Origin of the sequence: Cohnella luojiensis, assembly GCF_004564235.1 — a bacterium.
GTDB lineage: Bacteria > Bacillota > Bacilli > Paenibacillales > Paenibacillaceae > Cohnella > Cohnella luojiensis.
Genome location: NZ_SOMN01000028.1, coordinates 52031 through 75175 on the forward strand (window position 1 = coordinate 52031; position 23145 = coordinate 75175).

At 51.3% G+C, this 23145-nt stretch carries 27 protein-coding genes, 1 rRNA gene and 1 riboswitch; of the genes, 2 read left to right on the forward strand and 26 right to left on the reverse strand.

The annotated features are described in order from the left end of the window. Window positions 1-12: 12 nt before the first annotated feature. The 14 genes from E2980_RS17195 to E2980_RS17260 form a co-directional block, all read right to left on the reverse strand. Window positions 13-969, reverse strand: coding sequence for a ribose-phosphate diphosphokinase (locus E2980_RS17195; RefSeq protein WP_135153471.1), 957 nt, complete (start codon window positions 967-969; stop codon window positions 13-15). 16 nt (window positions 970-985) lie between these two features. Beyond that, window positions 986-2383, reverse strand: coding sequence for a bifunctional UDP-N-acetylglucosamine diphosphorylase/glucosamine-1-phosphate N-acetyltransferase GlmU (gene glmU / locus E2980_RS17200; RefSeq protein WP_135153472.1), 1398 nt, complete (start codon window positions 2381-2383; stop codon window positions 986-988). A 117-nt stretch (window positions 2384-2500) separates the two neighbouring features. Continuing rightward, complete coding sequence (gene spoVG, locus E2980_RS17205; RefSeq protein ID WP_115995948.1) at window positions 2501-2785, reverse strand: septation regulator SpoVG; 285 nt, start codon at window positions 2783-2785, stop codon at window positions 2501-2503. A 109-nt stretch (window positions 2786-2894) separates the two neighbouring features. Then, window positions 2895-3293, reverse strand: coding sequence for a RidA family protein (locus tag E2980_RS17210; RefSeq protein ID WP_135153473.1), 399 nt, complete (start codon window positions 3291-3293; stop codon window positions 2895-2897). A 31-nt stretch (window positions 3294-3324) separates the two neighbouring features. Next, complete coding sequence (gene purR / locus E2980_RS17215) at window positions 3325-4146, reverse strand: pur operon repressor (protein ID WP_135153474.1); 822 nt, start codon at window positions 4144-4146, stop codon at window positions 3325-3327. A 101-nt stretch (window positions 4147-4247) separates the two neighbouring features. After that, on the reverse strand, window positions 4248-5111 hold the full coding sequence (ispE, locus tag E2980_RS17220; protein ID WP_135153475.1) for a 4-(cytidine 5'-diphospho)-2-C-methyl-D-erythritol kinase: 864 nt from the start codon (window positions 5109-5111) through the stop codon (window positions 4248-4250). Window positions 5112-5280: 169 nt separating this feature from the next. After that, window positions 5281-5463, reverse strand: a complete 183-nt coding sequence (locus E2980_RS17225; RefSeq protein WP_135153476.1) for a small, acid-soluble spore protein, alpha/beta type — start codon at window positions 5461-5463, stop codon at window positions 5281-5283. A gap of 131 nt (window positions 5464-5594) precedes the next feature. Beyond that, window positions 5595-5870, reverse strand: coding sequence for a biofilm formation stimulator Veg (gene veg / locus E2980_RS17230; RefSeq protein WP_115995944.1), 276 nt, complete (start codon window positions 5868-5870; stop codon window positions 5595-5597). A 149-nt stretch (window positions 5871-6019) separates the two neighbouring features. Then, the gene (gene yabG, locus E2980_RS17235; protein WP_135153477.1) at window positions 6020-6898 is read right to left on the reverse strand and encodes a sporulation peptidase YabG; all 879 of its coding nucleotides are present in this window, start codon (window positions 6896-6898) and stop codon (window positions 6020-6022) included. A 69-nt stretch (window positions 6899-6967) separates the two neighbouring features. Continuing rightward, window positions 6968-7843 carry a 16S rRNA (adenine(1518)-N(6)/adenine(1519)-N(6))-dimethyltransferase RsmA gene (gene rsmA / locus E2980_RS17240; RefSeq protein ID WP_135153494.1) on the reverse strand — a complete coding sequence of 292 codons (876 nt, stop codon included), beginning with the start codon at window positions 7841-7843 and terminating at the stop codon, window positions 6968-6970. A 165-nt stretch (window positions 7844-8008) separates the two neighbouring features. Further along, window positions 8009-8560, reverse strand: a complete 552-nt coding sequence (gene rnmV, locus E2980_RS17245; RefSeq protein ID WP_135153478.1) for a ribonuclease M5 — start codon at window positions 8558-8560, stop codon at window positions 8009-8011. A gap of 182 nt (window positions 8561-8742) precedes the next feature. Further along, window positions 8743-9897, reverse strand: coding sequence for a 3D domain-containing protein (locus E2980_RS17250; RefSeq protein WP_135153479.1), 1155 nt, complete (start codon window positions 9895-9897; stop codon window positions 8743-8745). 277 nt (window positions 9898-10174) lie between these two features. Further along, window positions 10175-10397: riboswitch (cyclic di-AMP (ydaO/yuaA leader) on the reverse strand. Window positions 10398-10574: 177 nt separating this feature from the next. Next, complete coding sequence (locus E2980_RS17255) at window positions 10575-11348, reverse strand: TatD family hydrolase (RefSeq protein ID WP_135153480.1); 774 nt, start codon at window positions 11346-11348, stop codon at window positions 10575-10577. A 22-nt stretch (window positions 11349-11370) separates the two neighbouring features. Then, complete coding sequence (locus E2980_RS17260; RefSeq protein ID WP_135153481.1) at window positions 11371-12663, reverse strand: HD domain-containing protein; 1293 nt, start codon at window positions 12661-12663, stop codon at window positions 11371-11373. Between the two features lie 322 nt (window positions 12664-12985). On the opposite strand from E2980_RS17260, the gene E2980_RS17265 reads away from it, so the two are divergent. Continuing rightward, window positions 12986-13240, forward strand: coding sequence for an AbrB/MazE/SpoVT family DNA-binding domain-containing protein (locus E2980_RS17265; protein WP_027086730.1), 255 nt, complete (start codon window positions 12986-12988; stop codon window positions 13238-13240). 110 nt (window positions 13241-13350) lie between these two features. Here E2980_RS17265 and rsmI read toward each other — a convergent pair whose 3' ends face one another. The 11 genes from rsmI to E2980_RS17320 all read right to left on the reverse strand — a co-directional run bounded on the left by rsmI (window position 13351) and on the right by E2980_RS17320 (window position 22283). Next, window positions 13351-14292 carry a 16S rRNA (cytidine(1402)-2'-O)-methyltransferase gene (gene rsmI, locus E2980_RS17270; protein ID WP_240703074.1) on the reverse strand — a complete coding sequence of 314 codons (942 nt, stop codon included), beginning with the start codon at window positions 14290-14292 and terminating at the stop codon, window positions 13351-13353. Beyond that, window positions 14289-15125 carry a tRNA1(Val) (adenine(37)-N6)-methyltransferase gene (locus E2980_RS17275; protein ID WP_240703075.1) on the reverse strand — a complete coding sequence of 279 codons (837 nt, stop codon included), beginning with the start codon at window positions 15123-15125 and terminating at the stop codon, window positions 14289-14291. The genes rsmI and E2980_RS17275 overlap by 4 nt, the downstream gene beginning before the upstream one ends. 174 nt (window positions 15126-15299) lie before the next feature. Next, window positions 15300-15662 carry an initiation-control protein YabA gene (locus tag E2980_RS17280; protein ID WP_420808657.1) on the reverse strand — a complete coding sequence of 121 codons (363 nt, stop codon included), beginning with the start codon at window positions 15660-15662 and terminating at the stop codon, window positions 15300-15302. A 36-nt stretch (window positions 15663-15698) separates the two neighbouring features. Continuing rightward, window positions 15699-16499: a PSP1 domain-containing protein gene (locus tag E2980_RS17285; RefSeq protein ID WP_135153483.1), complete on the reverse strand. Its 801-nt coding sequence runs from the start codon at window positions 16497-16499 to the stop codon at window positions 15699-15701. A gap of 2 nt (window positions 16500-16501) precedes the next feature. Beyond that, window positions 16502-17479, reverse strand: a complete 978-nt coding sequence (holB, locus tag E2980_RS17290; protein WP_135153484.1) for a DNA polymerase III subunit delta' — start codon at window positions 17477-17479, stop codon at window positions 16502-16504. 21 nt (window positions 17480-17500) lie between these two features. After that, on the reverse strand, window positions 17501-17944 hold the full coding sequence (locus E2980_RS17295; RefSeq protein ID WP_135153485.1) for a YaaR family protein: 444 nt from the start codon (window positions 17942-17944) through the stop codon (window positions 17501-17503). A gap of 22 nt (window positions 17945-17966) precedes the next feature. Continuing rightward, window positions 17967-18296 (reverse strand): cyclic-di-AMP receptor, encoded by a 330-nt coding sequence (locus tag E2980_RS17300; protein WP_135153486.1) that lies wholly within the window; start codon window positions 18294-18296, stop codon window positions 17967-17969. 83 nt (window positions 18297-18379) lie between these two features. Continuing rightward, window positions 18380-19027, reverse strand: coding sequence for a dTMP kinase (gene tmk, locus E2980_RS17305; RefSeq protein ID WP_135153487.1), 648 nt, complete (start codon window positions 19025-19027; stop codon window positions 18380-18382). Window positions 19028-19045: 18 nt separating this feature from the next. Further along, window positions 19046-20500 carry a glycan biosynthesis hexose transferase WsfD gene (gene wsfD, locus E2980_RS17310; RefSeq protein ID WP_135153488.1) on the reverse strand — a complete coding sequence of 485 codons (1455 nt, stop codon included), beginning with the start codon at window positions 20498-20500 and terminating at the stop codon, window positions 19046-19048. Window positions 20501-20524: 24 nt separating this feature from the next. After that, on the reverse strand, window positions 20525-22006 hold the full coding sequence (locus E2980_RS17315; RefSeq protein WP_135153489.1) for an aminotransferase class I/II-fold pyridoxal phosphate-dependent enzyme: 1482 nt from the start codon (window positions 22004-22006) through the stop codon (window positions 20525-20527). Between the two features lie 91 nt (window positions 22007-22097). After that, on the reverse strand, window positions 22098-22283 hold the full coding sequence (locus E2980_RS17320) for a sigma factor G inhibitor Gin (protein WP_135153490.1): 186 nt from the start codon (window positions 22281-22283) through the stop codon (window positions 22098-22100). A 163-nt stretch (window positions 22284-22446) separates the two neighbouring features. On the opposite strand from E2980_RS17320, the gene E2980_RS17325 reads away from it, so the two are divergent. Then, a complete protein-coding gene (locus E2980_RS17325; protein ID WP_135153491.1) occupies window positions 22447-22974 on the forward strand; it encodes a transposase in 528 nt (175 codons plus the stop codon). Window positions 22975-23022: 48 nt separating this feature from the next. Here E2980_RS17325 and rrf read toward each other — a convergent pair. Next, window positions 23023-23139: ribosomal RNA gene (gene rrf / locus E2980_RS17330) — 5S ribosomal RNA — on the reverse strand. Window positions 23140-23145: the final 6 nt, after the last annotated feature.

The window sequence follows — 23145 nt, forward strand, 5'->3', positions numbered from 1 at the left end:
GTGGAGAGGTCATTAAACATGAGGCTCGAACAGCTTGCTGAGCGATTGCTTCTCGTGGATGCGAACGATCGCTTCGCCAATGAGCGGGGCCACTGACAGGACCTTCACTTTGGAAGAGTACTCCGAATGCCGAAGCGGTATCGTGTCGGTAACGACAATCTCTACAATCGGAGCAGCCTCCAATCGTTCCATAGCCGGACCGGAGAGTACGGGATGCGTGCAACAGGCATAGATTTCCTTAGCTCCCGCTTCTTTAAGCGCATTGGCGGCCAGGGCTATCGTCCCCGCCGTATCGATAATATCATCGATCAGAATCGCAGTGCGACCGGATACATCGCCGATGATATTCATCACTTCGACGACGCCCGGCTCCGGTCTGCGCTTATCGATTATCGCAAGGGGCGCTTGCAGCGTATCCGCCAATCTGCGGGCGCGAACGACCCCGCCGTGATCCGGCGAGACGACGACGGGAGAGTCTAAACTCTTCTCGTAGAAATAATCGCCCAAGATCGGAACGCCCAGCAGGTGGTCAACGGGAATATCGAAGAACCCTTGAATCTGCATCGCGTGCAAATCCATCGCGATAACCCGATGCGCCCCTGCCGTCTCGATTAAGTTAGCTACCAGCTTAGCGGTAATCGGATCCCGCGAACGGGCTTTGCGATCCTGCCTGGCATAGCCGTAATAAGGCATTACCACATTGATCGTCTTGGCCGATGCACGCTTAAGCGCATCTACCATGACAAGGAGCTCGATGAGGTGATCGTTTACGGGCGCGGAAGTGGATTGAACGACGTAAACGTCGCTTCCCCGGACGCTGTCGTCTAGCCGGATGTGGATCTCTCCGTCGCTGAATTTACTCATGGCGACATTCCCTAGCTCAGTCCCGATATATCCGGCGATCGCTTTCGCCAGCACGGGATTAGAGCTGCAAGAAAAAAGCTTTAATGTTGGGTCCGAGTAGGCCATCGCTTAACCGCCTTTGTTATTCGGTTTCTCTATCCTTCTTCGCCCGGGCGCGAGCGCGGATCTTCTCCGCGTAGCCCGGCTTGTTAACCTGGCGCTCGCGAGCGATGGCAAGATCGTTGTCCGCTACGTTCTGGGTGATCGTGGATCCAGCCACGATGTAAGCCCCGCTGCCGATCTTGAGAGGCGCAATGAGGTTGGAATTGCTGCCAACGAATACGTTGTCGCCGATCTCGGTCTTGGACTTATTATATCCGTCATAGTTGGCCGTAATCGCTCCGCATCCGATGTTCACGTTAGTGCCGATAACGGCGTCTCCTACGTAGCTTAGATGCGGCACCTTGCTATTTTCTCCGATAACCGTATTCTTAATCTCGACGAAATCTCCGACTTTTACGTGCCGGCCTAGCTTCGTGCCCGGACGCAAGAAAGCGAACGGACCGACATTACATTCCTCTCTGACCTCCGCGCCTTCCGCCACCGATTGGCGAATCGTCGATCCGTTGCCGACAATCGTGTTCGTAATCTCGGTAGAGGGGCCGATCACGCAATCCGACCCGATAGAGGTTTGGCCGCGAAGAACGGTTCCAGGATAGAGAATCGTATCGGAACCGATCGTCACGTTCGCTTCGATATACGTATGCGCCGGATCGATAAAAGTAACCCCGTTCATCTGATGCCCGGCATTAATCCGCAGACGCATGAGCCGCTCAGCCTCTCCTAGCGCCACACGATCATTTACCCCTATGGCTTCGGATGAATCTTCGACCAAACAAGCAGCGATGGCATGCCCTTCCGACTGCAGAATTCCAATCACGTCGGGTAAGTAATATTCCCCTTGGGCATTCTCGTTCGTTACTTGCTCCAATGCCTGGAACAGCTTGCGGTTATCGAAGCAATACGTTCCCGTATTGATCTCCTTGATCGCAGTTTCCTCCGGCGAGCAGTCTTTGTGCTCTACGATTCGCAGCACGCCGTTGTCGGAACCCCTAACGATGCGGCCATATCCCGTTGGATCGCTAAGTTCAGCGGTCAATATCGTGGCCGCAGCTCCTTGCTTCACGTGCAAGGCAATCATGGCTTCCACGGTCTCCGCGCGTACGAGCGGCGTATCTCCGCAGATGACGACTGTTACGCCTTCCTCGTCCCCTAACAACGGCTTTGCCTGCATAACCGCGTGCCCCGTGCCGAGTTGCTCCGCTTGAAGCGCGTATTCCGCTGAGCTTCCAAGCACGCTTTTAACGGACTCCGCGCCGTGACCTACAACAACGATCGAGCGCTCGCAAGAAGCGCCGCGAACGGCATCCAGGACGTGACCGACCATTGGTTTGCCGCATACGGAATGCAATACCTTATATAGTTTCGATTTCATGCGCTTGCCTTGTCCTGCGGCCAGCACGATCGCCATCTTCTTCATTGGGTGGATAAGCCCCTTCCATTATGGGAAATATTCATTAACTCCCCAGAATCATAGCTTATTCTCCGGCAAATGAAAAGAGAGCCTGCAGGGGCTCTCTTTTCGAATAGTACATTATTATGCCCCTTCTACCATAACTTCTTCTTCTTGCGCAGCCCGTTCGTATTCAGCCAATACCGCGGCTTGAATCTTCTCGCGCGTACCCGAAGATATCGGATGGGCAATATCCCGAAACTCTCCATCCGGAGTCCGTTTGCTCGGCATAGCGACGAACATGCCATTGTTCCCATCAATGACGCGAATATCGTGTACCACGAATTCGTTGTCAATGGTTATAGAAGCAATGGCTTTCATGCGCCCCTCCGAATTGACGCGGCGGAGTCTCACGTCTGTAATTTGCACTTGTGTTCACCACCTTTGTCCATCAGAAAGACTTGGTGTAATATTCCACAAGCCGATGCAAATTCCTTCTTAAATATGGAAAAACTACTGTTAATTTTGAAATAATTTTTTAATTCCTGACAGTTTCGACAGATATCGCCGCAATCAATTCTATTTCGACAAGAACATCCTTCGGAAGCCTTGCTACTTCTACGGTCGAGCGTGCTGGAGTATGCTCTCCGAAGTAGGCTGCATACACCGAATTGAACTCCCCGAACTGGTTCATATCCTTCAAAAATACGGTCGCTTTGACCACATCTTGGAAGCTTGCGCCTTCAGCCGCCAACACAGCCTTGAGGTTGCCGAGAACCTGGTGCGTTTGCTCTTGAATCGTTCCGACCACGAGCTCTCCGGCAGGCGTCAACGGAATCTGCCCGGAAGTAAACAAAAGGTTGCCCGCCCGAACCGCTTGCGCGTACGGTCCGATAGCCGCAGGGGCATCAGGCGTAGAAACAATTTTAAGTGCCATATCGAAATCCTCCTGTATGGGGGGTTATGTATTAGAAAAAGTTACCCGGTTGCACGGTAATTTGACGCGTCTTAAGATCCACTTCGGTTAAGCGAGCCAACGATACGTAATCGTGCAGCAAACGCTCCTCGTTATCGACCTCGCCCGATTCAACGAACACGCCGACTCCGGCTACGACGGCACGGAATTCATAGAGCAAATCGACCATGCCTTGAATCGTTCCTCCCGCTTTCATGAAATCATCGATGATCAGGACGCGCGATTCTTCCTTTAGCGCCCGCCGCGCGAGCGACATTGTCTGAATCCGCTTGGTCGAGCCAGAGACGTAGTTAATGCTCACCGCGGAGCCTTCCGTCACTTTATGATCCCGCCGAACGATAACGACCGGCAGGTTCAGATATTGGGCAGTGGCATGCGCAAGCGGTATCCCCTTGGTTTCCACGGTCATAATCACGTCTATGTTCCGATCGGCGAAGGCCGACGCGAACATTCGGCCAACCTCTTGCATCAAGGATGGCTGTCCAAGTAAATCCGTCATATATAGATAGCCGCCCGGAAGGAGCCGTTCCGGCTGTTCCAACTCGCGGCAAATCGATCCCATTTTCTCCAGAGCCTGATCCTTCCGGACTTTCGGAACGAACCGAACGCCTCCGGCTGCTCCGGCTAACGTATTCAGTTCGCCGATCCCTTCATCCTCGAAGACCTCTTTAATAATCGCTAAATCCTCGCTTATCGAAGACTTGGCGGATTGATATCGCTCGGCGAACGCTGTCAGGGAAATTAACGTATGAGGACGGGCCAATAGATATTGCGTCATTTCAACGAGCCTGGCGCTGCGTTTCAACTTTTTCACGTTCCCCTCTCCCGTCCAAATCCGAATATTTTAGGTGTATTATAACATTTTTATACGGTTTTGATCAAGAAGAACAGGATAATTAACGAATGTTGCAAGTTCTATGTAAGCATTCTTACCACATATACCTCTTTACAAAAACCTCTCAGACCGTTATAAACGCGCGCAACCTTGATTTCTTTGGAGACTAGCCCGAACACGGTCGGACCGCTGCCGGACATTAATACCCCATCCGCTCCCGCCTTGATCATGCAGTCCTTGATCTGCCTTACCTCCGGATAGCGATTCAAGGTAACCGATTCGAGCACGTTGCCCAATGAAGCGCACATATCGGGAAACGATTGCCGCGACAAGGCATCGAGCATATTCGGAATCGATGGATGCTCTTTCAAGTCGTTCACGCGGAACTTGCCGTAAACATCCGCCGTCGATACGTTTATGGGAGGCTTCGCGAGAATGACCCAGCATTGCGGCGGAGGAGAAATACTCTCCAGCTTCTCGCCGCGCCCCCGGGCAAGCGCAGTACCTCCGCGTATGCAGAAGGGCACGTCGGAACCCAGCTCCGCGCCGAGCACCTCTAGCTCATCGGTGGATAGATCGAGGTTCCATAGCCGATTAAGTCCGCGCAAGGTGGCCGCAGCATCGCTGCTGCCTCCAGCAAGCCCTGCTGCTACCGGAATTTGTTTATCGAGATGAATATATACGCCTCTCTTAACCCCGTAACGCTCCTTGATCAATCTGGCCGCTTGGAAGGCCAAATTCTTCTCGTCCAGGGGAATGAAACCCACTTGGCTGGATAGGACGATCTGGTCTCGCGGAAGCTCTTCCATCTCCAACCTATCCGCAAGATCGACCATCGTCATGATCATCTCGACTTCATGGAAGCCATCTTCCCGCTTCCGCAATACATCCAACAATAAATTAATTTTGGCAGGCGCCTTCTCGTAAATCTTAGTCAAGTTCATCACCACTTCCCAAGTAAAACGGCTTCGCCCTCGTCGGGACGGCGGTATATGTTCTAATCGTCAAAAAACCTTTACATATTATAACAAACAGCACCCGTAAATGCGAAAAAAGAGGTCGAACCCCTTCGTAACGGGAATTCGCCCTCCGTGCATCCTACAGACATTGGTCTTATGATTGCGGAGGCTTCGCTGCCGTTTGCTCGGCAATCTGAATAGCCCGCTTCACCATATTTCCCGCATCCTTGGTCGTGATGCCGCCCCAGCCTTCCTGCTGTACCTTATCGTAGAACCCCAAATCCTTAGCCAACTCCGCCTTGAAATTCTCGGACATTACGCTTCTTCTTCGGCTCATTCTTTCGCCTCCTTAGACGCAAGTTACGCCAAGCGGCGTTCCTTCTTAGGATGCCCCTAGGGTGCCGATGCATGCAAAACGGGCAGCGCTGCGCTTATTCAAGCGCGTTGCTGCCCGTACATTAAACCGTGTCAGTGCGATAAATAGTTGATGCGAACCTGGCCATCGTCATTGCACAGCATAACTTCCACGGATTCAGTTAAAATATCAGCGTAACTGTACGAAACCCGCTTGAACGCGTGCTGTTCCTGATCCAGTTTAACAATGAAAACCGATGGGTAGATTTCTTCCAATACGCCCGTGCGTTCGATGGTTTTGCGGCGTCCACCGTTGGCGCGGAGCATGATTTTGGAGCCGACGTGCGGTTCCAGGCTTCGCTTGATCTCTAAGAGCGCGTTTTTAGCCATGATCCACTACCACCTCTTTCCCTGTAAATTATATCTAAAAACAGGGGAGGTGTCAAATGAGCAGAATATTATATCAACGATGCTGATTTGATGTCAACGATCATTTTCCTTGCGTATCTAGGGTTTTTCCCGAGTTCTCTTCTTTTTCGTCACACAATGTTCACATTTTGTTCCGAAATCGCGGCTTTCATATTAGGCACCCCTACCCGATATCGCCCCATCGTTTCAATCCCGCCTACACCCTGCCTGCCGCTGATCGTATGCGCGATTACGTCCGTGATGTTAATCGTATCGCGGAATGGGGTAAAAGAAGCGCGTACGGCCACGTAAACGGGATCAAGCGCATGAATCATGATTCGTCCGGGAGAGCTGGCGAAGTTCGCACCCGCTTGCAGCAGCGCTTCGAAATGAGATTGGCATGCCCCCGCCACGACGACAAGCGAATCGCGATTGCGTTCGTAATCCCTTGCCACTCTTACCGCTTGAACGAAGTTTAGAGAGTTCTTGTAGCTGCTCAGCTGCTGCAAGTCCTCCCGCTGCTTCAGCACGCCGTCATGGCCCGTAATGACGACGATGTCCGGATGGAACTGCGGAAGCATCCGATGAAGCACCTGCGACATCTGAGACTCGTGGCAATGCATGCCTTCCGCCGGCACCCTCAATTGGCCATACACCTGCATGCTCTTCTTCAGATAGTTGGCATCCCCGTCCAAGTGGAGAACCTTACCCGGCATTTCGAAAAAGGGCTGACGTCGATCGTCTATGGCCGATGTAAAGCCCGCGCGACCGGTTTGCCGGTTGCGCTCCTCGTTCATCCGTCGCAGGGATTCATTCGCGTGTATGCGTGCCTGGCGCGTCCCGCCGAGCTCGTCCGGATTTCGTACCGTTTGGAGGTCGGCAACGGGCGCATCGGCGAGCAAGCGATAATCCATCCCTCTCAACACTGCCTGGTCCGCGGCGAACGCCGAAACCCGGAACAATACATCCCCGCCATAGGATTTGCGTACGACTAGATCCCCCTGCTTCATGGGCAATCACCTCTTCGTCTATCCTATGGAGCGGAGGGACTTCGGGTGCGCGTCCGGGTGCATTCCGTTTTACGGAAGCATGCCGCTTCGCGTGAGCGCCTCGCATACGAGTGCGAATTCTTGAAGCGAAAGCGTCTCCGCCCGGCGCTCCGGCTGAACTCCGCATGAGATTAGTAATTCCGAAAGCTCCCCCTTGCGGTCTTTGCCTGATAACGAGGACAAATTGTTCGCGATCGTCTTGCGACGTTGCGCGAAAGAAGCTTGTACGACATGGAAGAACTTCGCTTCGTCCGCTACGTTCACCGCAGGCTCCGTACGGCGCTTCAGCTTAATAACGGCGGACTCCACGTTAGGTGCCGGGATAAACGCCTTCCCGGGCACGATGCATACAAGCTCAGGCTCGCAATAGTACTGCACGGCAATGCTCAGGCTTCCGAACTCCTTGCCTCCCGGCTTAGCCGCCATTCTCTCCGCGACTTCCTTCTGCACCATGACGACGATATTCTCCAGCGGCAGACGTTCTTCGAGCAGCTTCATGATAATAGGCGTCGTCACGTAGTAGGGTAAGTTGGCAACGACGCTCACGCCCGCAAGGCCGGAGAACTGCTCCTCCCAGAGCTGGCGTAAATCCGTCTTCAGAATATCGCTATGGACCACGCTCACGTTGTCATAAGGAGACATAACCTCCTGTAAGATAGGAAGGAGGCGCCTATCGATTTCCACTGCGGCAACCTTGCCCGCAGCCTTGGCAAGTCGCTCCGTAAGAGATCCGATTCCCGGACCAACCTCTAACGCGCCTCGCGTCTCGTCCAATTCCGCGGCTTCGATAATCTGATCCAATACATCCGCATTGATGAGGAAGTTCTGTCCCAAGCTCTTCTTAAACGTAAAGCCGTGCTTGCGGATAATATCGCGCGTGCGGCTAGAGGTTGCGATCTCCTTCATGATATCCTTCGGGCTAGCGGAGGAGGCAGTACTTGATTTTCCCGCTGCTACATCCGGTTTGGAGGACTTGTGATACTCGTAGGGCTTCGTATGAGGTCCATACTTCTTGCCCCCGCCGTTCTTATCTGTCGTTTTCTTCATGTCGGTAATTTTCTTCATGTCGGTCTATAACCCTTCCCGCTCCAACTGCTCCAGCGCTGCAATAAACTCCAGCCGCGTAATCCGGAACATGAGACATCTTTTATAAAATTGTTTGCCGTTCGCATAACCGATTCCAAGAAGCTCTCCCATACGCTCTCTGCGCTTCGCAGAGGACGCGTGCACGATGAGCCCCGAGCTTAGCAGATCGCTCCATTCAATCTCCCCGAGTTCTCCGCTGACTCCGTCCGGGCTTCGCACACCCTCTAGCGCTCTTCGTATCGCCGCATCCGACGCATGCTCTACCCCGATCCCTTTGCGCCCCCTAGCCTCATCCTTCGTCAGGAAGGCATGCTTGCAGCCCGGCACGCGCTCGGTCACGATCTTACGAATGCGCTCGCCTGGAGCATCCGGATCGGTCAGCACGATCACTCCGCGGCGAGCCTGAGCCAGCTCGATGCGCCGAAGAACCTCTTCCCCGATCGCCGAGCCTCCCGTTTCGATGGTGTCAGCTCCGACCGCTCTCTGAACGGCAGTCGTATCGTCCTTGCCTTCGACGACGATCATTTCTTGAATCATCAATCCATTCCGCCTTTACATAGCCGTTCATACAAGCGTATACGAGAATTAAGCAGACAGCAAGTCATGACCCTAAGCATAAACGGCTTTCGCCGCACTTTGTCGGCGATACAATACAAAAAATCGGGAAGAAGCATCTTTAGCTTCTTCCCGATTGCCCTCTTCTATAGCAGCACTACCGATTAATCCGCGGACGGTTTAACCGGCCCGATCACATATACCGTATATCCGCGTTTCAAGCCGAATTTATTGACGTACGATTCGCTATCGAAGTAAACATCGATCTTCTTGCCCTTGATCGCGCCGCCGGTATCTTCGGCTCTTCTAAACCCGATGCCCTCGATGTATACCCACCATCCCATAGGGATCACTTTCGGATCGACGGCGATCGTGCGTCCTTCTTTCACGATGGCGCCCGATGAGGTAACGCCGTAGCCGGCATCTCCCTTGGACTTACCCGTCGAAGCAAAGCCTGCGTGATAAGCGGTCAGCGTCACATTGTTAAGCATGCGCTTTACCTTGACGCTCTGGCCGTTCAGCATCACGGTTCTCGCTTCCGCGGAAGACGGTGGACCGCTGTAAGCAAGAGTAACTACCTCCGGCTTCTTCGTGCCAACGGACACGACTTTATGCACGGCAGGCTGAGCTACCGTTTTCTCGATCATTTCCTGGCTAACCAGCTTGCCGTCCTCGTAGACGCGCTCGGTCTTGAATACGACAAGCCCGTTTTTGCCCGAGGTCACGACCTTCTGCTTGCCGCTTTCCAAGTCGTCGTTCTTCTTCTCCACGATCTTGAAGGCTATAGGGTACTTAGTCTCCGTGACTTCTTTACGTACTCTGACGACAGCTACGGTCATTCCCTCTTTCAAGGAACTGTTCAACGCCGGCGTAATCCGGTCTTGACCGGACAGCTTGATGTTTAATGCATTTATGACTCCCTCAACCGTATCTGCGGTCGTATAGGTGACTTCTTGCTTTCCGTCTGCCTTAACCGTTACTCCCATTGCGCGATCAATGACGATCTGGCTTCCTTCTTTAAGAGGATCGGTGGGTAACAAGGACAATCGATCATAGGGACCCAAGATAATATCCAGCTCTTCGAGAACGCCGGTTACATTCGAAGACTTGGTCTCAAGAACGGAGGCAACTCCGTTATCGATGATCGTAATGCTCTTGGCGGCTGCCTTCTGCAGCAACGACATGAACATGATGGTGATAGCAAATACGAGAATTGCGCCTAATAATGCTGCGCGCAAATGCTCATGCTTCCATCGCAGTGCGAAAAGCTTGCCGGTCGGTCGTGGATCATGGGTCTCCTCAATTGGAATAACGCCCATTTTCTCGCTCCTCCTTCATAGCCCCGCCGTCGACTTTAATGCATGATACTTGTCAGACGCGACTATTCTAAAATGGTTATCGACACCTTATGAACAGCCAACAATCTGTTGCTTAGGCCGTAATAATAAGTGCCGTCCTATCCAGTTCGTGCAGTCTCATACGGTATGTACGAGCCTTCAATACCCTTTTTTTCAACACAAAAAGCCATCGAGACAGAGGACCTGTTCGTGGCTTCCGCATGTAGAAAGATTAAAGGAATTATCGCGGCACGAGGTTGACCTCTCTCTATAACGCTTGCGGGGTTAGCTGTCGGGTTCGGACAAAGAGAGTTGCCCTATTCGCTGCCTGTCACGACGAGTTACTCAGATAGAGCCGCGTCCATGCCAGTTGCGAAATTCACCCCAAGATTGCTCGGACCGCCATGGACGATTCCTGGTTCGGATCGTCATCGCGTTGGGTCCCCCACTCTCCCATTCGGGAGATTAAGCGCACTGGAAAAGGAATGTCATATTCGAACTTCTGTTGATGATAATAACCTCTATGTAACAAAAGTGTAAAGACGATGCATCGGATGAATTTCCCCGTTTTCGCGTATATCAGCCTTTACTTTAGAATTATAGGCACAAAAAGCCAGTTTTTTCTTTAAAACGGTCCGATTTCCTCGCATATATTCCATTTATCTCGTTATGCTCAAACAGCGGCGTCCATTATCGCTCGTTATTTTTGCAATATCTTCCAAAGAAACGCCTTTTATCTCCGCTGCAGCCTCTGCAACAAGATGTACATAAGCCGACTCATTTCGTTGTCCTCGGTGGGGGTGCGGGGTCAAATAGGGGGCATCCGTTTCGAGCAGAAGACGGTCCATTGGAACCCTCTCCAAGACCTCCTTGGGCACCCTGGCATTTTTGAACGTGACCGGTCCACCGAAGGAGATGTAGAAATTCATATCCAGGCATTTTTTCGCGATTTCCCAGCTGCCGGAGTAACAGTGCATAATTCCGCCCACTTCCTCGGCATTCTCTTCCTTGAGCAATCTAACGACATCTTCATGGGCATCCCGATTGTGGATGACGATGGGCTTGTTCAATCGCTTGGCCAGTCGGATCTGCTCGCGGAAAACGATGTGCTGAATTTCTTTGGGAGAAGTATCCCAATAATAGTCGAGCCCAATCTCGCCGATAGCCACTACTTTAGGATGGCTGCATAGCTTTTCTATCCAAGCCAAGTCTTCTTCCAGCTTCATATCGATGGCGTCCGTGGGGTGCCAGCCTACGACTGCGTAGATGAACGGATACTTTTCCGCTAGTGCCATGGTTGAAGGAATCGTTTCGCGGTTAAATCCTATATTGACGATCGTGTCGATCCCTGCCTCAAGCGCGCGGGAAATGACATCGTCCCGATCGTTGTCGAACTTGGGAGAATCAAGGTGTGCATGGGTGTCGATAAGCATGTCGGAAGTTGTCTCCCTTCTATTATATAGATAGCTTCTTGCGTGTTTCCGAGCTGAGCCGATGAGCGTGCGGAATAACTCTTTCCTCGGGGTAATAAATGTAGTATTTCCCGCGATGCAATCCGGCAATAGACTGAATGATATCCGATTTAACGGAGATCTCGGTTAGTTGCTCCTGATCGTCGAGCAGAAGGATCGGAGGTTTCTCTTTGCCATCCGGCAAAGCCCCTGGCTTATAGACATCATAGGGAGAATCCATGGGCGTATCGACTTCCATATGGTAATCCGGATTAAGTCCGATTCTCCTCCATTCTTGTCGAACTTCCTCGAGCCAATTCTTGTCCTCGTTCAGGAGAGGAACGTATTTATACAGCTTCCGATTGAGAAATCGACGGCAAAGATCCGACAAGAGCTCGTCCTTCTCCTCCGACCACTGCCCGAAGGTCGTTTGGACCATCGCTTCATCCAGCTTCAAATATTGTTGTAAAGTGATTGAACCGGCCAACAACTCGCGGATGGGTGATAGCATGAAGGAGAACTCGAATCCAGAACGGTAGAGCTCGCTTGCCCTTCGAAAGATTTGGCGCAGAACGATTTCGGAGCTCCGGGTAACCGGATGAAAATAAACCTGCCAATACATTTGGTAACGCGACATCAAATAGTCTTCCACCGCATGCATTCCGCTTTCCTTCACCACGATCTTTCCTTGGTAAGGACGAAGCATGCGAAGAATCCGATCCAAGTCGAACGTTCCGTAATTCACTCCGGTGAAATAAGCATCCCGAAGCAAATAATCCATCCTGTCGGCATCCAATTGACTGGACACCAGACTGACGACGATCGGCTTCTCGTAATTCTTGCAAATAACCGAAGCTACCTGTTCCGGGAATTGCGGGTCAACCTCGCGAAGTACCCGATTGACGCCGGTGTCCCCCAGTATAATCTCGCAGGTCCATTGCTCATGGTCGGTATGAAAGATTTGCTCCAGAGAGTGGGAGAACGGCCCATGTCCAACATCATGCAACAAAGAAGCGCACAGGCTTAGTAACTTCTCCTCTTGCGGCCAATCGGCATATCTATTACGCTCGAATTGGGAAATGATTTTTCTTGTAATTTCATATACACCCAAAGAATGTGAAAATCGACTATGCTCCGCACCGTGGAAGGTGAGATAGGAGGTACCTAGCTGTCGTATTCTTCTAAGACGCTGAAACTCCGGCGTATTAATGAGTTTCCAGATCGTCAAATCCTGCACATAAATGGAATGATGGACAGGATCCTTGAACACCTTCTCCTCTGGCAATTCCAAAAGCAACGCTATCACCTCTTTCAGTCATTTTTCGACAAGATTAAAAGAATTTAATGTCGTATAATATCGAATGTTGTCGAATATGGCCTTCCTTTTATTTATCGCTTGCAGGGATGTTGACGAGTTCTACAAATTGCCTTATTTATTAGGATTTTCGATAATAACGTCCCTTATTTTCAATCATAGTGGGTTGACTTTTTTGGGAATCGTTGGTACGATAATAATCGGAAAACAGAGAACTTTGTCGAATGCTGGCGAATACGGGACAAGCACTGACTATCATGGTCCGTTTGTTTTTATTTTAACCTTTTGAGAGGGGTATTACCAAATGATGAAATCTACAGGTATTGTGCGGAAGGTTGATGAATTGGGCCGGGTGGTTATTCCAATTGAATTGCGCCGCACGCTAGGCATCGGAGAGAAAGACGCTCTTGAGATTTATGTAGACGGGGAGCGCATCATGCTTAAGAAATACGAGCCTGCTTGCATCTTCTGCGGCAACGCGGAAAACGTTACATATTTCAAAGGAAAAATTGTTTGCAGAGAATGTTTGAAGGATTTACCTTCCCCTGTGACAAATTAAAGAAAATAGTTTATAATGAAAATTGTATTCTAATAATTGTTAATTCCAACCTTTTTATACTCCTTGCAACCCCTCCCGATATCGATCTCGGGAGGATTTTTTTTTGTCTTCTATTCATCGTCTGATTCTAGCAAGGATTGGTATACGTCCCTCTTGGATATTCCGCGATCGGCGGCTGTCTTCTTCATCGCTTCCTTGCGATTCATCTCAAGTGCTTCATAGCGGGCGACGTGCTGAACTAGAGTCAAAGAGGACCACCACTGGCCGCTGTTCCCCTCGCCCGGAGAGGCAGCTCCTTCACCTTGCGTTTGTGTTCCTTCTATTATAAGACAACATTCTCCCAGAGGGGGATTCTCTTCGACATGCTCTAAGCAAGCTCCCACCGTTCCTCGAATCGCTTCCTCGTGCCGCTTGGTTAACTCGCGAACGATGGCCATATTGCGCCCACCCCATCGTTCCGCGATGACCGCCAACGTTTTCTTTACTCTGTGCGGAGATTCGTAGAACAGCAACGTGCCGCTTTCTCCCTCTAACCCATCCAAGAGCTTGTTGATACCCTTACGTTCGCGCGGGGGAAACCCGACGAACAGAAACCGATCGGTCGGCAAACCGGATATGATCAACCCCGACAAAGCCGCGTTGGCGCCCGGAATCGGAACGACCGGAATGCTTTGCGCTACCGCATCCCGGACGAGGTCCGCCCCAGGATCCGAAATGGCGGGAATTCCGGCATCGCTGACCAGCGCGATATGCTGGCCCTCCAGCAGAAGACGTATCAGTTCAGGCCCGCTCGCATCGCGATTATGCTCATGGTAGCTGACAAGCCTATTCTGAATATCGTAATGAGTCAGTAGCTTGCGCGTCTGTCGGGTATCCTCCGCCGCGATAAGCTGGACTTCCTTCAGCGTACGGATAGCACGGAACGTCATGTCCTCCAAGTTACCAATCGGGGTGGCCACCAAATATAACGTTCCGGGCGCTTCGCGCGAAGCGAAGCTGCGTTGAACGGAAGCTTTGACTATCGCTGTATGTTTAATGGTTTCTATCGTCACTTGCCCGCCTCCTCTCCATCGCTTTTGGCTTTAGCTACCGGGGCTCGTCCGTTCTGACGCTTGAAATCAGGCAGCTCGGATGCTTCGCCGTAGAATACGGCAAGCAATTCAGGTGTATATTCCCCATTATCCTCGTATACGATTACCGGAGGCAACAGCCGCACCTCGGGTTTCCCGTCACGCGTACCTTCTATTAATACCATATTAGCCTCGGCTTCCTTGCGCGGATGAACGAACCGGATGCGCTTCGGTTCTAACCGGTAACGGCGCATGAGATCGATAATATCGACCAGTCTGCTAGGACGGTGCACCATCGATACGCGCCCGCCAATGCGAACGGATTTAGCGCATGCCGCGACAACGTCCTCCAGCTTACACCCGATCTCGTGCCGTGCCATCGCCTGGTGATGATTTTCTTTGTAATCACCGCTCTGAAGCGGAAGGTAGGGCGGATTGACCGTTATGGCATCGTACAGATCGCCATCCGTTTTCCATTCGCGCAGATCGCCTTCGATGATATTTATTTTATCGGTTAGCCCGTTTAGTTCAACACTTCGCCGCGCCATATCGGCAAGCCGAGGCTGAATCTCGACTCCGTCGATAGAGGACTCGGTTCGGGTCGTGAGCAGCATCGGAATGACGCCGTTCCCGGTACATAAGTCGAGTATTCGCCCCCTCGGCGGCACTCCGGCGAATCTCGCGAGAAGCACGGCGTCCAGCGAGAAGCTGAATACTTCGGGGCTCTGTATAATCCTCAGGTTATGGGTAAGCAAGTCGTCCAACCGCTCTCCCGCTTGCAGCATCCCGGCCAAGGATAGGCCCGCTTCGTTCATGATGCCAGCCTCCAATCGAATGCTCTGTCTTCATAGTTCCACGCCCACTAGCTTACTTTATTTCCCCGCATTCTGCCAGTTATTATTAGTCTTCCCCAATAAGCAAAGAACCCGAGAGGAGTGCCCGCGTTACGGCATCCCCTCTCGGGTTCTGGTATTCAGATAGGAATCTTATCATTTGCTTAAGAAAGATAGACAGAACAAGCAATCGCCTTCCATTCGCAGATGACCGTAGTACACGTTGCAAATGTGAAAGCCTTCATGATACAGACGGGCTAGATTATCGTAACCTTCGCCAACAGCCATGGCTAAAGGCGGATTGTCACCCTTGACGGCAGCCGGTTCTTCCGCCGATTCTTGGGCGACCGCGGGTTCTGTTTCCCGTTTGAGTACTTTTCTTAACTGCTGATTCTCGATTCTAAGGCGCTGGTTCTCTTCCAACAGCTCTTTGATCTTCAGCTTGAGATCCCCGAAGTCGGCATGTACGTTTCCTAGATGCGATTCGAGTTCATCCACGCGAAGGAAAATGTCTTTCATGAACAACTATCCACCTCAAGGCACCGATTTTGTCACTTATTTCAGGACAACATCGTCAAATGGCAACTCTTTCACCTTACCCAGGTCGAACAACTGAACGTGTACGCTACGGCTGCCAATGTTAAGGCCAACGACTTTGCCTTCTCCCATGGAAGTGACAACCGTTCTGCCGACGGCCGGCATCTCTTCCTTGGCACTCTCGTAGTTGTCATGCTCATATTTCAAGCAACACATTAATCGGCCGCACAGTCCGGATATCTTCGTTGGATTCAGCGATAAGTTCTGGTCCTTCGCCATCTTAATGGAGACAGGTTCGAAATCTCCAAGCCAGGAAGAACAACAGAGCACTCGCCCGCATGGACCGATTCCGCCAAGCATCTTTGCTTCATCGCGCACGCCGATCTGCCGCAATTCAATGCGGGTACGGAATACGCCGGCCAAATCCTTGACCAACTCCCGGAAATCAACGCGGCCCTCAGCCGTAAAATAAAAGATGATCTTATTCCGGTCAAACGTGTATTCCACGTCCACGAGCTTCATCTTAAGCGCGTGATCCTTAATTTTCTGCAGTCCAACGGTAAACGCGTTCTTCGCGGCGCTGCGGTTTTCTTCAACCGCCTTCGCGTCGGGATCGCCCGCAACCCGAATGACCTTCTTCAAAGGAAGAACGACATCCGATTCTCCTACCGTCTTCGGGCCGACAACGACTTTGCCATATTCTACGCCGCGCGCCGTCTCCACAATGACATGCTGATCTTTGGACACCGGATGCTCGGCGGGATCAAAATAATAGATTTTGCCCGCTTTCTTGAAGCGGACTCCCACCACATCGTACAAATCTATCCCTCCCGCACGTTCACCAGAAATTGCTCCAGCGCCAGTTGCGGCGCCACGTGAGCTTTTATTCTTCTTGCCGCCGTCAGAGCGGATTCCATTACCGTCACCCAAGATTGAATCGATCGGCTCCAAGCTTGCTTCGAGATCCAATCCGCCTGATCCGGGAATACCATCTGCTCCTGACGATCGGTCATTGCATAAATCATATCTCTATACCACAAAGCTAACAGCTGCAGCAAAATTTCGACATGTTCCGAGAGATCCGTTTTAAAAACCTGCTGCTGCGCTTGAAGCAGACTCGCAGTGAACCGGGCCGGATTCTCCCTCCCTAATTGTATCACTACGTTTCGGATATCTGCAAACCAATTCTCTTCTACCAATTTTCGACTGGCTGCGAGACCGGATGCCAGATTAACCGCCGCGCGAGCCAACAAAGGCGATTTCCCCTCCTGGATAAGGGCATTTGCCAAAACATCCCGATCCCCCGGCACGAAAGAAACGAGCTGCGTCCTCGATAATATAGTTGGAAGAACCGCCTGCGCGCTAGGAGATAGTAGAATAGCAACGACGGGAGACGGAGGCTCCTCCAGAAATTTCAGCAAGCTATTGCCAGCCTGAACGGTCATCGTCTCCGCGCCTTCTATAATATAAACCTTGTATCCCGCTCCAACGCTGCGATAAGCTAATTCCCGCTGAAGCGTTCGGATTTGTTCGATTTTGACGGTTGCGCCGTCAGGGCTAACGATATGAAGGTCCGGATGGTTGCCGTGCAATACTTTACGACATTCCAGGCATTCGTCGCATGCATCGTTTGCGTGACTTTCGCAGAACAACGCTTGGGCAAACGCATTAGCCATCTCCCTTCGACCGGAACCTGGAGGTCCCGCGAACAAATAGGCGTGCGCAATCTTATCGGAAACTAGCGCGTTCTGTAATAGAGCCTTCGCTCTCTCTTGCCCCGAAATATGTTGAAACCCCATATTGCGTTTACTCCTTACTCCTTAGAAAACGATGTTAATCATTATCCCGCGGATTTCTCCAACCTTCTGGAGCAGGTCGATCCTGCCCTCTTCGCTCCGAAGCAGCTCTTCTCCCATGCCCACGAGCATGGCGTCCACTTCTTCCAACAATTTATATCTTTTGCCGCGGCCTCTTCGGTCCCAACCCTTCGTCTCCTTCAAGGCAATTCCGCGACGTACGGTATCTTCAAGAAATCCTTTGACCATCTGGCGGTAGAGCACCAATTCCCTGACCGTCATGGAACGCGTTAACCGGTCGCCTTGCAGACGAATATCCTCCAGCTTCCGTTGAAGCTCCTCGTGCGTTCGTTGTTCGTCTTGCTGCTGCATGAAATCTCCGAAATTCTGAGTCTGCGAAGGTCTAGCTGCCGTCTCGCCGCGTTGCAGCGTCTTGTTTACCGGATAGAAGCCCGATTGGATTTTCATCTTGACTCACCACCCGGCCGCATTAGAAGTGTTCAAACCGTTCCACCGGCAGCACGAACACGGCCGCTCCGCCCACTTGCACCTCGACAGGGAACGGAATATAGGAATCCGCTGCACCGCTTACAGGAGATACCGGCGTAACCAACTGATCGCGCACTTTGCAGTTCGCGCGAATAACGTCTAAAGCTCCTTGAATCCGGTCGTCCTCGATTCCGATGAGGAAGGTCGTGTTTCCCGCCCGCAAAAATCCTCCGGTACTCGCTAACTTCGTCGCCCGGAATCCTTCTTTAATCAGCGCATTGGACAATCGGTTACTGTCCTTATCTTGAATGACGGCAATCAGTAATTTCATGGTTCAGGCCTCCTCGAATCTCATTAATAGGGGTCTGTAGCTTCTTACTATAAATTGGACGTTCTTACGCTAAAATCCTCTATTTACTCTTCAACTTTACCGGAAAGCAGTTTTGGTTCAAGATGCTTCCACGCTTGCTCGGCAATATGCTCCGGTGAGGCTGCGGCATCAATCGTGACAATCCGTTCCGCGAATCGAACTTCAAGAAGCTTATAGCCTTCTCGAACGAGATGATGGAATGCCAAGTTCTCGAGATCCAGCCGGTTTATCTCCCGCTCGCCGTTCCGTTCGATCCTTTCGAGTCCGATTTCCGGATCCAGATCTAGATACAGCGTCAAATCCGGCATACAGCCTTCCGTAGCGAATCGGTTAATCTCCCATACCGCTTCTAACCCCAAACCCCTCGCGAATCCTTGATACGCCAAGCTGCTATCCACGAACCGATCACAGATAACGATCTTATTCGATTTCAAAGCCGGCATTACTTTTTCTGCCAGATGCTGTCTTCTCGCGGCCGCATATAACAAGGCTTCGGTACGCGCATCCATAGCGGTGTTTTCCTTATTCAAGATGACCGCCCGAATCGCTTCGGCAATCGGAATCCCTCCGGGTTCCCGGGTAATCATCACTTCGTAACCTTGTTGCTGCGCTCTGAGCGCTATAGCGTGAATAAGGGTAGTCTTGCCCGACCCCTCCCCGCCCTCTATCGTGATGAACAATCCGCCTCGCACCAAGCTTTCCCCTTTCAATTACGGCACTAAAGCCCGGCTTCTCCGTTCAACGAGCCTTATCAGCCCGTAGACCGCCCCCGTTAATACGCTTATTACCATCATATCAAAGCAGACATTAAACATAAACAAATGCTTGCCCAAATCAGCCTCTCCATCGCCGATTAACGGCACGATGCATGAGAATACTCCAGCTAAGGCGACAATGGCAAGCGTTTCGGCAACCAGCCTGAGTCTTCTAGACGAAGATCTCCGCCACAAGGTGCCCAATACTGCATAATACGCTAAAATGAAGCCGATGTACCATCCTGCGCTTTTTGGCATGTACTTATCTTTCCATTGGCTCCACCCGCTGAACTTGTATGAGATCGCACCTGGCGATTTGCCCGCAGATTGATCATAATTACCCAAGTAATACGGTCGAATAAACATAGAATTCGCCGCGGCTCTATCTAGCTTCTGCATAAACCTCGAAGGATGTCGCAAATAATACATAGCAATGTCCTTATGACTCAGTTTCTCCAGTACTTCCCGTCGCAAGACGGGGTCCTTCTGAGGAATCGCGGTATCCTTCTGAAAATAATTCGTTCCCGCCAGCACGGCATACTTCCGAGGTATGCCCAGCTCCTCCATATCCCTGGAGACGTTTGGTGAATCCTTTAAGACGCCGTAGAAGATGGATTGGTATAAGTTCGTATTCTTAAGCCTATCGGGCGCTACGACGATCATAAGCGCCGATCCGACGACGAGAGCAGCCGCTCCTATCCATACTTGTTTCCTCCACTTGGCATCGGGACGTAAATAAAGCATCCGCCAGGTCAGCAAGGCAAAGACGAAACCAAGCGGAGCGTTCTGGATTTTCGAAGTCGCAACCGCTAACGCCGCAACTACGAATAAGGCGAGTAATATACCCGAAGGATTTGGCGTAGATGCTATCGCAATTGCCGAAGCAACCATGAGCAGCATAGAGATGAGGGCAAACGGCTCCCCGAAAAAGGACTGAAAATAGGCTATATATCCGATGTCGCCAAACACGAAGATTAAGCTTACCGCCAATATGCTGGCTAAGATAAGCGTATTCGTACGGCTATTCGTCACCGGAGCATTCCTTACCAGTAGCGCGACCGCCCATACGAAGAACATGGAATAACAAACGCCAAGCACGCGGATATCGAATACTTCCCCATTGATAACCCTGCCGATCAATCCGGCAATCGCGACCAGAATAACATGTGTCGAGATGTAGCCGCCCAACGTATAACCGCCGTAACCGAAATGCTGGTGCGCATAGTTAAAATAGTGATTTTCGTAGGATTCATTGGGGTTAAGGACTGCTAGCCCGGTAACGCTCAGCACACGGCCGAAATCTCCGCTATCCGCTAATCCAATCACCGGCGAGACCATAATCAACCCTATAATTAGCATGCTCACCGCGATTCCGGTAATCCACGCTAAGCTTAAACGAATGTCCTTCATTTCAATCTCCCTGTCACGATGCTGTTATTTCTTTTGAATTAGAATGGTTTGAAGCTCTGGATCCTGCGCTCCTTGGATTTGTGCCCTTTCATGTTTCCAATGTTTGAGCTCCTGCACGATATTTTCGGTGATCTTTTCTCCCGGATAGAGAACGGGGATACCTGGCGGATAGGGGGTAACCCATTCGGCTGCCGTAAGTCCAACGCTGCTGTCAAGGCTGACCGCTTGAGAAGGATAGGTTTGCCGACCGAAGGAAACCGGCTCCGGCACGTTGTTCGTTTGCCGATGAGCATTGGTAGGAGTTGGAGTTGGCATCATCTGTCGTTCAGGCGCGATTGGCTGAATAGGCGATGGCATATGACTGTCTATGTCCGCTAGTGCTGAACGCAATAATTCTCCATCCTCCGATGTAGAACCTGTCCCGAAAGCCATTACCGCGTAGCGTGCGTCCGCCATCTCCGCGACGCATTTCCTTCTAATAAGCTCATCCCTTAGCTCGAATCCGCTCAGCCTTCCTGTCTTATCGAATAGTACAAGCTTTAACGGATCGTACGAGATTCCTTTGCTTGCGTATTCCCCGTATCCCAAAGCTCCAATTGAAGTTTCGTTTAACCCTTTCGTCGCCAGCGATATGGATTCGAGTGCCGACTGAAAAGCTTGCTCCCCTTGCGTATGGAGCTGCCTTCGCGCCAAATCCAGCGACGCCATGATCGGAAAAGATGGGCTTGAGCTCTGAACCATCGTTAAAGCCTGCCTTATAGATGGCCTAGGAATAAGATTTCCTTGTATATGCAGCATGGCGCCCATCGTCATGGCGGACAGCATCTTATGCGTCGACTGCACGACCAGGTCAGCGCCTGACTGCAGCGCGGATGCCGGAAAATGGGGATGAAACCCGAAGTGCGGTCCATGCGCTTCGTCGATAAGTACCGGAACTCCATACCTGTGCACGAGCTCCGCAAGCGGCTTCAGATCCGTACTCATCCCATAATAATTAGGCGAGGATAGAATAACTGCCTTCGCTTCTCCGTACCTCTCTAGCGTCGCCTGTAGCAGCACTTCACCCGGAACGGTGGCCAATCCCGAAAGCGCATCGATATCGGGCGGCAACAGAACGGCTCTGACGCCAGCCAGCATTAATCCGTGAATGATCGATTTATGTACATTCCTCTGCAGAATAACGACTTCCCCAGGTTGACACAATCCAATAACCATAGCGAGATTGCCTGCGGTGCTTCCTCCTACCAGAAACCGGGTTTCCTCCGCGCCGTAACAATCGGCAGCCAGCTCCTGTGCTTCAGCGATCGGACCCTCCGGATGATGCAAATCATCCGTATCGGAGAGCTCCGTCACATCCAGAGCAAGCAACGAGCCATAATAATCGGGAGCAGATTCCTCTCTCCACGCCGCGCGTTGCTTATGACCGGGCACATGGAAGGGATGAGCACGCAAACGCGAATGGGCAACCAACGCTTCGTATAACGGCGCTTTTTCTTTTTCCATCATATCTTGGTTCCCCCTTACCCCCCTCATTATAGACAAATAAGAAGAGAGGAACAACGATCGCTCGTCGTTCCTCTCTTCTAGCCTATATCTATTATGCATGAAATCGAACCCATAGCTGTTTTAACTGTCTCACGAAAAATGGATATCTCTCGTCCTCCACATTCGTGTGCACCATCTCGGACTCGCAGGATGTACAGATGAATTCCGTTACGACCGTAATTCCTTCTTCCTTGGGCTCGCCGCAAACAATGCAGGTTTTCCGTTCGATATCTTCCATGAACAACCCAGCCCTTCCCTATTGATGCATCTATTATGTCCGTATTCTATGAAAATATACGCATTCATAGTAAGAAATCTATACTAAACATAACATTAACATCGCGATTATCCGATAGTAATCATCAGAAAGCGTTTTGTTTCCGTAGGGAGGATAGATAAAGATGGCCAGTCCGTCAGCCGCAAATGACGCAACCTTCTATCATTATAAGCTCATTCGTAAAATAGCACTGCGTCCCGAAAGCAAGTATAGTTACATGGCTACCGCACTACTGGTTCTTTCCGCTTTGTATTTGATCTACGAATGGCCAGGGTTGATCTTTTCCGCTATTGGCGCTGTCCTCATGTTGCTCGTACATGCTCTAGTTCTACGCATTACGGTACGCCGAGTAGACAAGATATCCGAGAAAAGATGGACCTTCCGCCAGGATTGGCCTTGGATCGGTCCGCTCCCCATTATGGACACTCAGTTATCCTTGTTCCGCCGACTTCACTTTCATCTCTTTCTGGTCGGTTGCTGCGTCGCTGGCCTATTCTATCCATGGGCTCATTCCTCGCTTGTCATCGCCATGGTTTACTGGCATCTGTGGTTATTGACGCCAAGGATTAAGCTATTATGGTCGCTGCGCCGAGAGCATAAAGATGGTGTCGTCCGTCTGGAGTCGAAGGAAGTTTCTTATTATCATCAATAGTAAGTGACACGAAAAAAGCACCCGCGAGGGTGCTTTCTCTGTTGTCCGGCCTGGCAACGTCCTACTCTCCCAGGACCCTGCGGTCCAAGTACCATTGGCGCTGGAGGGCTTAACGGTCGTGTTCGGGATGGGTACGCGTGGAACCCCTCCGCCATTATTACCAGACCGGTC

Excerpts from the sequence above, each read along its gene's own strand:
- E2980_RS17195 (WP_135153471.1), bottom strand. The coding sequence starts at position 969 with ATGGCCTACTCGGACCCAACATTAAAGCTTTTTTCTTGCAGCTCTAAT.
- glmU (WP_135153472.1), bottom strand. The coding sequence starts at position 2,383 with ATGAAGAAGATGGCGATCGTGCTGGCCGCAGGACAAGGCAAGCGCATG.
- E2980_RS17210 (WP_135153473.1), bottom strand. The coding sequence starts at position 3,293 with ATGGCACTTAAAATTGTTTCTACGCCTGATGCCCCTGCGGCTATCGGA.
- ispE (WP_135153475.1), bottom strand. The coding sequence starts at position 5,111 with ATGAACTTGACTAAGATTTACGAGAAGGCGCCTGCCAAAATTAATTTA.
- E2980_RS17225 (WP_135153476.1), bottom strand. The coding sequence starts at position 5,463 with ATGAGCCGAAGAAGAAGCGTAATGTCCGAGAATTTCAAGGCGGAGTTG.
- veg (WP_115995944.1), bottom strand. The coding sequence starts at position 5,870 with ATGGCTAAAAACGCGCTCTTAGAGATCAAGCGAAGCCTGGAACCGCAC.
- yabG (WP_135153477.1), bottom strand. The coding sequence starts at position 6,898 with ATGAAGCAGGGGGATCTAGTCGTACGCAAATCCTATGGCGGGGATGTA.
- rsmA (WP_135153494.1), bottom strand. The coding sequence starts at position 7,843 with ATGAAGGAGATCGCAACCTCTAGCCGCACGCGCGATATTATCCGCAAG.
- rnmV (WP_135153478.1), bottom strand. The coding sequence starts at position 8,560 with ATGATTCAAGAAATGATCGTCGTCGAAGGCAAGGACGATACGACTGCC.
- E2980_RS17250 (WP_135153479.1), bottom strand. The coding sequence starts at position 9,897 with ATGGGCGTTATTCCAATTGAGGAGACCCATGATCCACGACCGACCGGC.
- E2980_RS17255 (WP_135153480.1), bottom strand. The coding sequence starts at position 11,348 with ATGCTTATCGACACCCATGCACACCTTGATTCTCCCAAGTTCGACAAC.
- E2980_RS17265 (WP_027086730.1), top strand. The coding sequence starts at position 12,986 with ATGATGAAATCTACAGGTATTGTGCGGAAGGTTGATGAATTGGGCCGG.
- E2980_RS17275 (WP_240703075.1), bottom strand. The coding sequence starts at position 15,125 with ATGAACGAAGCGGGCCTATCCTTGGCCGGGATGCTGCAAGCGGGAGAG.
- E2980_RS17280 (WP_420808657.1), bottom strand. The coding sequence starts at position 15,662 with ATGAAAGACATTTTCCTTCGCGTGGATGAACTCGAATCGCATCTAGGA.
- holB (WP_135153484.1), bottom strand. The coding sequence starts at position 17,479 with ATGGGGTTTCAACATATTTCGGGGCAAGAGAGAGCGAAGGCTCTATTA.
- E2980_RS17295 (WP_135153485.1), bottom strand. The coding sequence starts at position 17,944 with ATGAAAATCCAATCGGGCTTCTATCCGGTAAACAAGACGCTGCAACGC.
- E2980_RS17300 (WP_135153486.1), bottom strand. The coding sequence starts at position 18,296 with ATGAAATTACTGATTGCCGTCATTCAAGATAAGGACAGTAACCGATTG.
- wsfD (WP_135153488.1), bottom strand. The coding sequence starts at position 20,500 with ATGAAGGACATTCGTTTAAGCTTAGCGTGGATTACCGGAATCGCGGTG.
- E2980_RS17315 (WP_135153489.1), bottom strand. The coding sequence starts at position 22,006 with ATGATGGAAAAAGAAAAAGCGCCGTTATACGAAGCGTTGGTTGCCCAT.
- E2980_RS17320 (WP_135153490.1), bottom strand. The coding sequence starts at position 22,283 with ATGGAAGATATCGAACGGAAAACCTGCATTGTTTGCGGCGAGCCCAAG.
- E2980_RS17325 (WP_135153491.1), top strand. The coding sequence starts at position 22,447 with ATGGCCAGTCCGTCAGCCGCAAATGACGCAACCTTCTATCATTATAAG.